The sequence below is a fragment of the Bifidobacterium canis genome, from assembly GCF_009727065.1.
Taxonomy (GTDB): Bacteria; Actinomycetota; Actinomycetes; order Actinomycetales; family Bifidobacteriaceae; genus Bifidobacterium; species Bifidobacterium canis.
The window spans coordinates 1-12,985 of record NZ_WNLP01000009.1 but is presented as its reverse complement, the minus strand read 5'-3'; the positions used below and the strand labels follow the sequence as shown (position 1 = coordinate 12,985).

The window sequence follows — 12,985 nt, the reverse complement described above, 5'->3', positions numbered from 1 at the left end:
CGCGTCACGCAGATTCGATGTGTTCAATCACTTGGTCTGTGTAAGGAGCGCATTGAGGGATTCGGCGGTCACGCCATCGTAGCCGTGCACAGTGCGGTATTTCGGGTCGATCGACTCGCCGCCCTTGCGGCAGATGGTTTGCGCGAGCGTCAGCATGCCGGAGGCGTATGCCGAGGCGAGGCCACTCGGTGAGTCTTCGAAGGCGATGCATTGGCGGATGCGGTCGCGTGGGATTCCCGCCCGCTCTGCGGCGAGCAGGTAGGGCGCGGGGCTCGGCTTCTTCTCTGTGTCGTCATCGCCGCACACGTAGGTTGCGAATGAGTTCGCCGGCGCTTGCGCGATCAGGTTTTCCGCCATCTCGCGCGGCGACGTCGTGACGAGCACATTCGGCACGCCCGCGTCGCGCAGATCTGCGAGCACGCGCTCCACGCCGGCGATCCACGGCATGTGCTCGCGTTCTTTGGCGGCTACGAATTCGATCATCTGCTTGCCGATCTCGTCGGCGGACAGCGTGCACCCGAGTTCGATCATTTCGCGGGCGATCTGCGGAACCGGCCTGCCAGAGCCTTTCCACGCCAGGTCCATGTCCCAATACCCGCCGTTGTCGCGGGCGATCACGAGCTCGCTTTCGTGCCAATATGGTTCGGAGTCGATCAGTGTGCCGTCCATGTCCCAGAACACTGCCAGCAAACCCTCGTCGTTACGCATCTGCCACCTCTTTCGCGCACTCGTACTCGTCACTATCTGCGGCTCGTTGTTGCCTGTGCCAGCATAACGCGAGCTCTCCCGCACCCGCATATAGAAAAGCCTCTGGCGACTCAATGCCGCCAGAGGCTTGAAAGAAATGCGTGTCAGTCGGACTGATGCCAGAGCATCACCGATTTGGATTGCGCGCGGTGCGACTCCCCCGCCGTCAACTCGCGCACGTCATGCCCAAACGCAGCGCCACGCCATTGGCGTGCGCGATGCGAGCGCCGCGTTTGCGTGATGCGCCCTTCCATATCGGCAGTGAACACGCTGAATCCAGCGACTCCGGTCAGTTCCTGCACTTGGTGGCGCAGCTGCCTGTTCTCTTCCTCAAGTTCGAGAATGCGCATCACTCCGCTCAGGTTGATGCCCTCGTCTTGGCTCAGATGCTGCGCCTGCACGAGACGATCGACGTCACGCAGCGAATACCTGCGCGCACCGCCATCTGTTCGTCCAGGCACAACCAAGCCTTGGCGATCGTATTGGCGCAGGGTCTGCGGGTGAATGTCGGCCAGTTCACCGACCCTGCCGACCGAGAAGACCGGCAGGTCGATGTCGAAGCCGACATGCGAAGCACCGTCGAGATTCGCTCGACGTTCCACAATCGCCATCGCGCACATCTCATACAGCCTGCGCTGCTGCCGTGTTATGCGCGCCATGAGTGTTACGCCTCCCGCTGCTGTGCAAGCTCAGTGGCGAAATCGCCGCTTGCTGCGTCGAATTCCTTCGCCGCCTTCTTCACCTTGAGTCCAGGGTGCTCGGGCACGTGAATCTGCACGCGACCGATCAAATCGCCGGTCTTGCGCGGGGTCTTCACGCCCTTGCCGGAAACGCGCACTTCGTCGCCGCTCGACGTGCCTGCGTGCACTTTGAACGTCACCGATTCGCCGTCGAGGTCTTTCGCCTCGACCTTCGCGCCGTTGACCGCCTGACCAACGGTGATCGGCAGATCCATCACCAAGTCGACGCCGCTCATCGTGAACTTCGGGTCTTCGGCAACGCTCACCTGCAGATACATGTCGCCCGGCTTGCCACCATGCTGACCTGGCTTGCCCTTGCCGGCGAGACGAATCTTCTGACCGTCTTTGACTCCGGCAGGAATGCGGGTCTTGAACTTCTTGCCGCCAGCCTTGAGCGACACCATCGCGCCCTTGGCTGCCTGGCGGAACGTCAGCGTGATCTTCGAGTTCAGGTCACCGCCGTCTTCCGGAACGGGGTTCGGGCGATAGCCTTGGAACGCGCCGTCGTCATAATCAGCGTATGCATTACCACCAGCGCCTGCGCCGCCACCGAACATCGAGAAGATGTCGTTCAGGTTCGAAGCGCCGCCGCCCATGCCATTGGTGGAGAAGCGAATATGCGAATTGCCGCGTCCGCCACCGCCGCCGAACATCGAGCCGAAGATGTCGGAGAAATCACCTGCGTTGAACGAGCCGTTGCCCGCACCGCCGGTGAAGCGAGCACCGCCTGCGCCCAGCGAGCGAATCGCATCATACTTCTGACGCGATTCCTTGTCTTTCAACACGTCATAGGCTTCCGAGATGTCCTTGAACTTCTCTTCGCCCTCTTTTGTTTTGTTGATATCTGGGTGGTACTTACGGGCAAGTTTGCGGTATGCCTTCGTAATCTCTTGCTCAGTGGCATCTTTGGAGACACCCAGGGTCTTGTAAAAATCCTTGTTCAGCCATTCATTCTCAGCCATGCTGCTGTGCCTCCTTTCGAGGCTTCAAAATAAAAGTCAATATTAAAAATCGAATAGTGTGTGTGCAAAGTCTGCAACTATAGAAATGGCCGTGAACCGTGAATCGTTTGCGGTTCACGGCCATTCGCAGATCAGCCTCAGTTCTGCGGAGAGGCGACCACAACGCGCGCGGCACGAATCACACGGTCACCGATGCGGTAGCCGGCTTCAACAACGGTGTCGACCGTTGCTTTGCTGGCCTCCGGATCTGGCTTGTGCAGAATCGCCTCGTGCTTGTTCGGGTCGAAATCCTCACCTTTGATGCCGAATTTCTCAACACCGAACTTCTCGAAGGTCTTGTCGATCTTCGCAGACACGGCCTCGAAGGAGTCCCCCATATCGCCGCCATGCTCACGAATGCGATCGATGTCGTCCAACGCGGGGAGCATTGCCGTCAGCACATCGATGATGCCCTGTTGACGGGCACGATCCATGTCTTTGCGGGTGCGGTTGCGGTAGTTGATGAACTCCGCGCGCTCACGCTGCAATGCCTCCAAGTATTCAGCTGCCTCTTTCTTGGCCTGGCCAAGCGGGGTCAGCGTGCCCTCAGCGTCGCCTTCGTCGTCCTTCTTCTCGGAAGTCTCGGCATCGGCGGCGTCTGCGGTGGCTTCAGCTGCGGCCTTGGCGTTCTCTTCGGACTCCTGCTGCTCGCTCTGTTCGGCAGCGGCGTCTTTGAGAATGTCGTCGGCCAGCTGTTCGCCGGCGTCCGGTTCAGGCGTCTGACCGCCCTCACCGGCCGGAGCGGCCTGCCCGTTTGCCAGTTCGTCGGCGTCGGGCAGGTCGTTCAGGTAGTCGTCCTTATTGAAGTCCGACATTACTTGTTGTCCTTGTCGTCGTCATCCACAACCTCGGCGTCAACCACGTCATCGTCGCCACCGTTGTTGCTGGAGTTGTCGGAGGAGCCTGCGGCACCCTCAGCGCCAGCCGCGCCTTCAGCGCCCTGCTGAGCGTAGAGAGCCTGGCCGATCTTCTGAGCTTCGGTCATCAGCTTCTCCTGAGCGGCCTTGATCTTGTCGATGTCGTCGCCCTTAAGAGCTTCCTTGAGCTCGTTAACCGCGTCGGTCACGGACTTTGCAACGTCGTCGGAGAGCTTGTCTTTGTTGTCGTTGACGAGCTTCTCGGTCTGGTAGGCGAAGTTCTCGGCGTTGTTGCGAGTCTCGGCGTCTTCCTTGCGCTTCTTGTCGTCGGCTTCGTGAGCCTCGGCGTCGCGCACCATGCGGTCGATCTCGTCCTTCGGCAGTGCGGAGCCACCGGTGATCGTCATCGACTGCTCTTTGCCCGTGCCCTTATCCTTAGCGGAAACGTGCACGATGCCGTTGGCGTCGATGTCGAAGGTGACTTCGATCTGCGGAACGCCACGAGGAGCCGGAGCGATGCCGGTCAGCTCGAAGGTGCCCAGCGGCTTGTTGTCGCGAGCGAATTCACGTTCGCCCTGATAGACCTGAATCAGCACGGACGGCTGGTTGTCTTCAGCGGTGGAGAAGATCTCGGAGCGCTTCGCAGGAATTGCGGTGTTGCGCTCGATCAGCTTCGTCATGATGCCGCCCTTGGTCTCGATGCCCAGCGAAAGCGGGGTCACATCGATGAGCAGCACGTCCTTGCGGTCGCCCTTGATGACGCCGGACTGCACGGCTGCACCGATTGCCACGACTTCATCTGGGTTGACGGACTGGTTCGCTTCCTTGCCGCCATCGAGTTCCTTGACGAGATCCTTCACGGCTGGCATACGGGTCGAGCCACCAACCAGAACCACGTGGTCGATCTGGGAGACCGAAATGCCTGCGTCAGAGAGCACGTTGTTGAACGGCGTGCGGCAACGATCGAGCAGATCCTTGGTCATTTCCTCGAAGTGAGCGCGAGTGAGCGTCTCGTCGAGATGCACTGGCGTGCCGTCAGGGGTCATGGCCAGGTACTGCATGTTGATCGTGGTCGTCATCGACGAAGAGAGTTCCTTCTTCGCCTGCTCAGCGGCTTCCTTCAAGCGCTGCAGAGCAATCTTATCCTTGCTCAGGTCAACGCCGTACTTGTTCTTGACTTCGCCGACGAGCCAGTCGATAATGCGCTGATCCCAATCATCGCCACCGAGGTGGTTATCGCCGGAGGTTGCCTGAACCTGAATGGTCGAGAAGCCGTCGTCGTCCTTGCCGATCTCCAGCAGAGACACATCGAAGGTGCCGCCACCGAGGTCGAAGACCAGAATGCGCTCGTCTTCCTTGCCCTTTTCAAGGCCATATGCCAAAGCAGCTGCGGTCGGTTCGTTGATGATACGCAGAACGTTGAGACCTGCGATCGTGCCGGCGTCCTTGGTCGCCTGACGCTGTGCATCGTTGAAGTATGCAGGGCAGGTGATCACGGCATCGGTGACCGGCTCACCCAAATAGGCTTCGGCATCCCTCTTGAGCTTCATAAGAATCTGAGCGGAAATCTCCTGAGGAGTCCACTTCTTGCCGTCGATGTCAACGGTCCAGTCGGTGCCCATGTGGCGCTTGACCGAGCTGATCGTGCGATCAACGTTGGTGACGGCCTGACGCTTGGCGACTTCGCCGACGAGGATTTCGCCGGACTTGCTGAACGCCACCACAGACGGTGTGGTGCGTGCGCCCTCAGCGTTCACGATGACGGTTGGTTCGCCGCCTTCAAGTGTTGCAATGCAGGAATTGGTGGTACCCAAATCAATGCCAACTGCGCGTCCCATAAATATCTCCTTTGTTAGGTTCGCTTCGTTTTACGTTTTTCTGCTCAAGCCTCAGCAAGTCGGTCAGATCAGTGACCGTTCGTTTAGGCTTTCTGAAACTTGAGCCTACATCACTCAAGTATTTGATTCCCCTGTTTATTCCCATTGCAGAATAAAAAATCTCCACAATTTTCAGAAAACCTCAGAAACCGCTGTATTCCAACGATTTTTAGTAAGACGAAAGAACTCTGAAGAGATATCTCAGCTAACGTTCAGGTTGATGTGCGCGTCCACGCTGACGCGATCACTCAGTAATCACTACAATATATGCCCGCGTTCGCTCGCGACTAGTTCCCTAGTTCAGCGAGCGCACACGGGCACGCAAAAATCTAGCCCTCATACCGCGAGTCAGAGAGCCGCAGCACCAGCTTCGGCTCGATGACGGTGTGCGGTTCGTCGAGCGAACCGCCGTGCAACAGCTGCTTGGCGCTCAGCGCGGCGTGCCTGCCCATCGCATACGGGTCCTGGTGCATCGTGGTCAAGCCAACGGTGTCGGCATAGGGGCTGTCGTCAAAGCCGATAATCGAATAGTCGCGCGACGCGCTGTAGCCGTGGCGATACAGCTTCAGCATCAACGGAATCGCCATCATGTCCATCTGGCAGCAGATCGCGTCGGGGAAATGCTCCTCTTGCAGCACGGCGGTCAGCGCGTTGTCGGCGAAATCTCGTCCGCGTGGCACGGTCAGCACCTTCCAATCCAGGTCGCGCGTCTGCGAAGCGTTTTCGCACGCACGTATGAAGCCCTGCGCGCGCGAATCGATCGAGGCGTCAAGCGTCTCGTCGGCGGCCGAGCACGTGTAGACGATGTGCTTGTGCCCCAAATGAATCATGTGCTGCGTGGCCTTATACATGCCGCCTTCGTCGTCGATCGAAATGGAGGCGTCGAGCATGCGCGGATTCGGCACATTGATGCCGATGATCGGCACTTTGGTGCGCCTGAGCTGCTCGACCTCCTCCGGTTCGATGGCGAACGAGGCGACGAACACCACGTCGACGTTGCGCAGCACCGGCAGGTCAGAGAAGAACTTGTCGCGCGTCGGAGCGTCGTTGATGTGCTGGAACAGCGAAATATCGTAGCCATCTTCGTGCAGCACGTCGTTGATGCCGGCGAACACCTCCGCGTTGAACCAGCTGGTCACTGATTCGCTCATCAGCAGTGCCGCGCGATACGTCTGCCCTGATTTCAGCGCCATCGCGGATCGGGAAATATTGAAATCCAGCCGATCCGCCGCAGCCATCACTTTGTCTCGCGTCTTCTGCGACACGAGTTCAGGTTTCGTGAACGCCCTCGAAACGGTGGAGATCGATACGCCGGCTTCCCTGGCGACGTCGCGAATTCCAGCTTGTTGCATCTTCTGCTCCCCTCACAGTAGACAGTAATCACAGTAGATAGTAAGAACTCATGCCATGCCGATCGCCGCGCAGATCACCAGCGTGAGCGGATACACCGCGTAGAACACCCAGCGCGTCCACGAATGCATGTAGCCGAGCTTCTCGTTGCGCGAGTGCAGTGCCACGACGCCGAGGCCAGGCGTGAGCATCCACGCCGCGCCGAAGATCGCGGCGGTGAAGATCATCGTGTTTTCGCGCTTGTGCAAGTAGTAATAGATCAGGCACATGCCGAGCGTGACGACGCCGATGTTCATGATTCGCTGCGACTGCCCGATTGTGAACAGCACGTCCCACAGCACACCGATGGCGATGACGAACACTGAAAGCACCACTTTGAGCGTGATATTGCGCATCGCATACATCAAATCGAGTATCGAGAGCACGATGAGCGCGATGACGAGCCCGAACACCGGGTTCTGCGAACCCATGTTGAACGGCTGCCCGAACACCACGTAGTCATACGGAACTTCGCACACGAGCGCGAGAATAACCAGGCGCAGCCCGTAGAGGAACGTGTTGTTGGTGTATTCGAACCCCGTGTAGAGCAGCCACGCATACATTGGGATCGCCGCCCACGAGATCGCTTCGCTGATCACGACGATCGACAACGCGAACATGTTCTCTTTGCTCGGCACGCCTACGAATTTCGGCAGCACCGCGTATGCGAGCGGGCCGAACACGGTCAGCACGGCGGCGATCATCTTTATTCTGAACTGCGAGAGTCCCTTGCCTTTGATCTCTCGCTCGCGCTCCAAGTGCCGCGTGTATTCGTCTACCATGCGAATTCCTTACTCGTATGCTCGTTTTGCCTGCCACATTACCCAGACTCGCGTTGTCTGCGGCGGTGTTGCTCAATATTTTTCGATTACTGCGCAGTTCTCAGTATTGCTGAGAACTGCGTGCTGATATGTAGTATTACTCAGCAATAATCAGCTCAATACTGAGTTACCGAGTAGTACTGCGCGGCTGCGCGAATTCAGCGCAGCCGCTTGTCGATATAGTCGAGCGCGCCGGCATAGTCCGCACCCTGCAGCGAGCACACCGCGGAATCGCAGACCTCTGGATTCGCGTCGTCGGTGTGCAGATAGATGCCGTCGACGCCGGCAACGTACGCTCCGAGAATGTCGTTGCGCGCATCGTTGCCGATCATAACCGCTTCGCGCGGATCCACGTCGAGGCGGATCAGTGCACGGCGGAACAGTTCGTTCGACGGTTTGCGCACGCCCTCGTCACTGGAAAGAATCACTTCGTCGAACGCGTCGTCGAGTCCCGCGAGCTGCAGTTCCGGCCTCGTGTAGCAGGCTTGCGCGTTCGACAGCAGCGCAACGCGCAGGCCGCGCGCCTTGAGTTCTCGAGAAATCGAGCGCGCCCGGAAACAGGTTGAATTTCGTGGTGGATCCACGGCGGAACGCCCATGCCACCTTGCGCGCGTTCTCGATGCTGTCGTCTGCCCAGCACGCCTGCAGCAGACCGCGGTAAGCGGGCAGAAAGTCTGGCTCAAACCACTCCGTGCGCGTACGCGTGGCGTTCGCGCGCACGACTTCGCGGTTGAATTGTTCGCGCAGCTGCTCGTTGTCTTGATATTGCGCGCCTTCGCGGTAGAGCGCGACGCGCAACGCAGTCCACGCGGCCTCGGAGTTCTCTTCGGTGTGGATGTCGATCAGTGTGCCATACAAATCAAAGAACACGGTGCTGTATTTGCCAGCCATATCTGCCCGCCTTTGCTTATTGTTCGAGTCGCCAGACGCTCAGCGAACGCGCTGGCATCGGGAACTCGTCGTTCGTGATGTTCAGCGTCGGCTCGCTGAACGAGTCGGTGTGTGTGCCGCGCGAGTCGAGCACGCACACCCAGTTGCTGCGATTATCGCGCGCATGCTCGATTTGCGGCAACTCGTTGTGCGAATCGTCCGCATATGCCTGTTCTATGCGCACGAGCGGCAGCGTGTGGTCCTCGCTGTCTGGGTTCACCAGCACGGCGATGGAGTCACTGCGATATGCCACCGCGTTGCCCGGCGCTTCGACGGCGATGTGCTCGGCATCGAAGAGGTCGGGATTCGCCCGGCGCAGTGAGATCAAGCGGCGGTAGTATTCCACGAGTCCGCGCATGTGCTCGGCGCGCGCCCAGTCGAGTTCGTTGACGCGAACGCCTGAATCGAACGAGTTGTCGTTGCCGAACTTGGTTTTGCCGAACTCTTCGCCGGCGAGCATGAACGGAATGCCTGCAGAGGTGTAAATGAGACCTGCGGCGAGCGTGTTCGCTTCGAGCACGGTGCTCGTCGCCTTGCCAGGTTCCGCGAGATATGCGGACTGCAGTGCGCGACGTGTGGCCTCTTCGACTTCCGCCGGATCCACAGGTTCTGCGGGAACTCCGTCGGCGCGTTCGGCGTCTTCAATGTCTTCGAGCACATTCGCCGAACCGTCGCCGATCATGCTCAGGCACAACTTGTCCCACAGCGTCCAATCGTCGTGTGCGGAGACGTATTGGATGATCTGCCCGGCGTTGCCTTCGTTCGTCTGCGGGGCACGCCATGCGTCCACAGCCTGTTCGATGCGCGGCTTGTTCGCCTGCGCGTCACCGTTCACATAGCCTTTGATGTTGCGTTCGAACACATGGCCTTTTATCGCGTCGCGCGTGCGGTCGCAGAAGTGGCCGATGCGCGAGTCGAGCAGGTGCAGGCCGCTCTTGTCTGCCAGCGCGGTGCCCGGCAGCGTGGAAGATGGGCCGGCTGCCCACGGTTCGCCATACATCAGCAGATCTTTGCCGCCCGGCAGTTCGTCGAGCGACGCGCGGATCGCGTTCATCGTCGTCGTGTCGATGAGGCCCATCAGGTCGAAGCGGAAGCCGTCGACGTGGTATTCGCGGGCCCAGTAGGTCACCGAGTCCACGATGTAGCGGCGCATCATCTCGCGTTCGCTGGCCATGTCGTCGCCGCAACCGGAGCCGTTCGAAAGGCTGCCGTCCGGCGTGCGGCGCACGAAGTAGCCGGGCACCACGCGCTCGAACCAGTTGTCGGCCGAATACATGTGGTTGTAGACCACGTCCATAATCACTTTGAAGCCCTGGGAGTGCAGGGATTGGATCATCTGCTTGCATTCGGTTATGCGCACGCTGCCGTCGAACGGGTTCGTGGAATACGAGCCTTCCGGCACGTTGTAGTTGAGCGGATCGTAGCCCCAGTTGTATTGGCTGGAATCGCGCTCGTCAACCGAACCGTAGTCATAGAACGGCAGCAGCTGAATGGCGGTGACGCCGAGCTGCTTGAAGTAGTTCAGGCCGGTCGGGAACTCGCCTTTGCCGTCGACAGTGGTGTTGAGATCGGTGAACGCCAAGTACTTTCCGCAGTGTTCCACGGGGAAGCCGCCGTGCGCGTTCGCGCTGAAGCTGGCCACGTGCATTTCGGCCACCATCGTCTCCGAAAGCGGGGTCTGCGGATGCTCGTCGTGCTCCCAGCCCACAGGGTTCGTTTGGGCGAGGTCGACGACCATGCTGCGGCGGCCGTTGACGCCAGCGCCCTTCGCCCACGGGTCGGCCGTGCGCACGAGGTTGCCGTCGCGTTGTTCGATGAGGTAGTCGTAATAGGTGCCGTGCAGGTTCTCGTCGAAGTGCACGGTCCACGCGCCGTCGCTCTGGAGTTCCGGCGTGTAGCTGCCGAGCATCGAATCGCCTTCTTCGATGCTCGAACCTTTTGAGAAGAAGCGGAGAGTCACGGATTTCGCAGATGGAGCCCAAATTGCGAACTGGGTGCCATGGTCGTGTACCACGGCACCCAGTTCACGATTGAGACTCAATGGGAATGGTTCCGCAACACCCGCGTTCAATCCAGTGGATTGATCTGCGAGTTGCATAATATTCCTTTATGGTCTTTGGCCTTAGCCCTTCACCGAGCCAGACATCGATTCCTGATAGAAGCGCTGCATGACGATGAACAGGATTGCGATCGGGATGGAGATCAGCACTGCTGCTGCTGCGAAGCGGCCGAACCAGTTGTTGATGTATTCCTTGTCGAGCATCAGCCACAGGCCCAGAGAGGCTGTGTAGTTTCCTGCGTACGGGCGATGACCTTCGCCATAACGAAGTCGAGCCACGGGGTCAGGAAGCCGACGATCGCCTGATACACGATCATTGGGCGGCAGATCGGGACGATGATGATCCAGAACACCTGCCAACGGGTGCAGCCATCGAGCATGGCAGCCTCGTCGAGCGAGGTCGGGATCGTATCCATGTAGCCCTTCATCACATAGAAGCCTGCGCCGGTGCCTGCCGAATAGACGAGGATAAGCGCGAGGATCGTGGTGCCGTCACTCGTCAAGCCCATTGCCTTCAGAATGAAGTAGATGGCGACGACCGACATGATGCCTGGGAACATGCCCAGAATCAGCACGAAGTTCATGAAGAACCTACGGCCGCGGAAGCGCATACGGCTCATCACATATGCAACCGAGAGCACGAAGAACACCGAGATGATGCACGTGAAGATTGCGATGATGAACGTGTTCATGAACATGCGCGGGAAGTCGAGCACGTTACGCTGCGTGAACAGCGTGATGTAGCTGTCGAACGAATACTGCGTCGGGAAGAACGTATCCGTATACGGCGCGGTGTTCGCGTTGAAGCTTTCGAGGAAGATCCAGACGATCGGCAGCAACCAGATGATGCCGAGCACCGTCAGCAGAACGTACGTGAGCACATCCGCGAGAATGCGGCGCTTCTTCTGATCCTTCCAGAAGCTCTGGCTCTGCGCCTTGACCGGCGTTGGAGCCTCGTTTGAAGCATTGGAGACCTGTGCGGCCTTTGTTGCGTTGCTCACCTGAATGCCTCCTCATTCTTGTAGGAACCACTGCTGCGGTAGGTGACGAGCGACACGACCGCGAGCACGATGAATGTCATGATGCCGATCACAGCACCGAGGTTGTAGTCGTTGTTGTCAACCGTCAGCTTGTAGAGCCACGTGATAAGCAGATCGGTCTTGCCTGCGGAATCGCCGACCACAGATGGCTCGCCGCGTGTAAGCAGGTAGATCACGTTGAAGTTGTTCACGTTGCCGGTGAAGGTCGTGATCAGGTATGGGGTCAGCACGAAGATGATGTATGGCATCGTGATCTTCGTGAAGATCTGCCACCAGTTTGCACCGTCGATCTCGGCGGCTTCGTACTGGTCGGCTGGAATGTTCTGCAGAATGCCGGTGACCTGCATGATCGTGTATGGAATACCAACCCAGAGGTTGATCACGATGACGGTCACACGAGCCCACGTTGCATCGGTGAAGAACGGCATTGGCGTATCAATCCAACCCCAGTTCATGAAGATGCGGTTGATGGCGCCCTGCGGCTGCAGCATCTGGTGCATGACGAGCAGCGAGACGAACTGCGGCACTGCGATCGACATCGAGAAGACCGCACGCCAGAAGCCCTTGCCGTGCGTGGTCTTGCGGTTGATGATCATGGCCAGGAACAAGCCGAGGAAGAAGTTCAGGAACGTTGCGAAGAACGCCCAGATCAACGTCCAGCCGAGCACCGACATGAACAGTCGAGCCGACACGATGCTGCCGGAGTTCGAGAACACCGTCTTGAAGTTCTGGAGGCCAACCCAGTCGAACAGCACCAAGTGGTTGTGATCGTAGCTCGTGAATGCCATCGAGATCATGAAGATCAACGGCAGCACGGTGAAGATCAGGATGCCGAGCGTAGGCAGGGCCAGGAACAGAATGTTGGCCTTCGCATCGAGCAACGTGTGAATGTCGTCGAGCAGCGACGGCGCGTGGCCGTTCTTACCCTTCAGGCACTGTGCCTTGTATGCGGAGCGGATCGCGAGATCCCACCACAGCACGAAGACCGCGCAGATGACGATGGTGGCAACGCCATACAGCAGAATAAGCACGGAGTTGTCGCCCGCGACGTGCACGAGCTTCGAGCCGACCCACTCGGTGCTGGTCTTGCGCCAACCCAACGATGGCAGCATAGCCAGATTGTGTGCACCCGAGAAGATCATGAACACGATGAAGCCAATTTCACCTGCCAGGAACAACAGACCCTTGACGATCTGATGGCGGGCAATATTGCCGAATCCGAAGAAGATGATGGAGAGCTTTGTGAACAGGTCGCCGTGCTTCAGGGCCTCACCCAGCGTATATGGCGACGGTGCCACATAGTCCGCACCCATCTTTCGGCGGCGCCTCATCTCTCTTTTTGAAAGGGTGACTACTGAACTACTCATTCCTTTCAACCGCCTCTCTTTTACTAAAACGGGTATATAAAGTAAAAGGTGGTTTTGCGTGGGAGCTTACTGAAGACATGGTGGTCTTACTCTAAAGGAAAGGGTGGGATTGTTTCGTGTCTTTTCGTTCGCCATGATATGATGCCTACTATAAAGT

The 12,985-nt window shown here is 58.6% G+C and carries 9 protein-coding genes and 2 pseudogenes; all 11 read right to left on the bottom strand.

Annotated elements, in window-relative coordinates:
- Positions 1–27: 27 nt before the first annotated feature.
- Positions 28–708, bottom strand: a complete 681-nt coding sequence (locus GSD1FS_RS07795; RefSeq protein ID WP_155589112.1) for an HAD family hydrolase — start codon at positions 706–708, stop codon at positions 28–30.
- 143 nt (positions 709–851) lie between these two features.
- Positions 852–1,406: a heat shock protein transcriptional repressor HspR gene (locus GSD1FS_RS07790; protein ID WP_155589111.1), complete on the bottom strand. Its 555-nt coding sequence runs from the start codon at positions 1,404–1,406 to the stop codon at positions 852–854.
- Between the two features lie 5 nt (positions 1,407–1,411).
- Complete coding sequence (locus GSD1FS_RS07785; RefSeq protein WP_155589110.1) at positions 1,412–2,449, bottom strand: DnaJ C-terminal domain-containing protein; 1,038 nt, start codon at positions 2,447–2,449, stop codon at positions 1,412–1,414.
- Positions 2,450–2,586: 137 nt separating this feature from the next.
- Positions 2,587–3,303 carry a nucleotide exchange factor GrpE gene (gene grpE / locus GSD1FS_RS07780; RefSeq protein WP_155589109.1) on the bottom strand — a complete coding sequence of 239 codons (717 nt, stop codon included), beginning with the start codon at positions 3,301–3,303 and terminating at the stop codon, positions 2,587–2,589.
- Positions 3,303–5,183 carry a molecular chaperone DnaK gene (dnaK, locus tag GSD1FS_RS07775; protein WP_155589108.1) on the bottom strand — a complete coding sequence of 627 codons (1,881 nt, stop codon included), beginning with the start codon at positions 5,181–5,183 and terminating at the stop codon, positions 3,303–3,305. The genes grpE and dnaK overlap by 1 nt, the downstream gene beginning before the upstream one ends.
- A 368-nt stretch (positions 5,184–5,551) precedes the next feature.
- On the bottom strand, positions 5,552–6,574 hold the full coding sequence (locus tag GSD1FS_RS07770; protein ID WP_155589107.1) for a LacI family DNA-binding transcriptional regulator: 1,023 nt from the start codon (positions 6,572–6,574) through the stop codon (positions 5,552–5,554).
- Between the two features lie 48 nt (positions 6,575–6,622).
- Positions 6,623–7,393: a TraX family protein gene (locus GSD1FS_RS07765; protein WP_155589106.1), complete on the bottom strand. Its 771-nt coding sequence runs from the start codon at positions 7,391–7,393 to the stop codon at positions 6,623–6,625.
- 197 nt (positions 7,394–7,590) lie between these two features.
- A pseudogene (locus GSD1FS_RS07760) lies at positions 7,591–8,323 on the bottom strand (HAD family hydrolase).
- A gap of 16 nt (positions 8,324–8,339) precedes the next feature.
- On the bottom strand, positions 8,340–10,460 hold the full coding sequence (locus GSD1FS_RS07755) for an alpha-amylase family glycosyl hydrolase (RefSeq protein ID WP_155589105.1): 2,121 nt from the start codon (positions 10,458–10,460) through the stop codon (positions 8,340–8,342).
- A 24-nt stretch (positions 10,461–10,484) separates the two neighbouring features.
- Positions 10,485–11,422, bottom strand: a pseudogene (locus tag GSD1FS_RS07750) (sugar ABC transporter permease).
- Positions 11,419–12,792, bottom strand: coding sequence for a carbohydrate ABC transporter permease (locus GSD1FS_RS07745; protein WP_155589104.1), 1,374 nt, complete (start codon positions 12,790–12,792; stop codon positions 11,419–11,421). The pseudogene GSD1FS_RS07750 and the gene GSD1FS_RS07745 overlap by 4 nt, the downstream one beginning before the upstream one ends.
- Between the last annotated feature and the right edge of the window lie 193 nt (positions 12,793–12,985).

What these genes read in the sequence shown, in the direction of transcription:
- GSD1FS_RS07785 (WP_155589110.1), bottom strand. Translation starts at nt 2,449, where the DNA reads ATGGCTGAGAATGAATGGCTGAACAAGGATTTTTACAAGACCCTGGGT.
- GSD1FS_RS07765 (WP_155589106.1), bottom strand. Translation starts at nt 7,393, where the DNA reads ATGGTAGACGAATACACGCGGCACTTGGAGCGCGAGCGAGAGATCAAA.
- GSD1FS_RS07790 (WP_155589111.1), bottom strand. Translation starts at nt 1,406, where the DNA reads ATGGCGCGCATAACACGGCAGCAGCGCAGGCTGTATGAGATGTGCGCG.
- GSD1FS_RS07745 (WP_155589104.1), bottom strand. Translation starts at nt 12,792, where the DNA reads ATGAGGCGCCGCCGAAAGATGGGTGCGGACTATGTGGCACCGTCGCCA.
- GSD1FS_RS07755 (WP_155589105.1), bottom strand. Translation starts at nt 10,460, where the DNA reads ATGCAACTCGCAGATCAATCCACTGGATTGAACGCGGGTGTTGCGGAA.
- GSD1FS_RS07770 (WP_155589107.1), bottom strand. Translation starts at nt 6,574, where the DNA reads ATGCAACAAGCTGGAATTCGCGACGTCGCCAGGGAAGCCGGCGTATCG.
- GSD1FS_RS07795 (WP_155589112.1), bottom strand. Translation starts at nt 708, where the DNA reads ATGCGTAACGACGAGGGTTTGCTGGCAGTGTTCTGGGACATGGACGGC.
- dnaK (WP_155589108.1), bottom strand. Translation starts at nt 5,183, where the DNA reads ATGGGACGCGCAGTTGGCATTGATTTGGGTACCACCAATTCCTGCATT.
- grpE (WP_155589109.1), bottom strand. Translation starts at nt 3,303, where the DNA reads ATGTCGGACTTCAATAAGGACGACTACCTGAACGACCTGCCCGACGCC.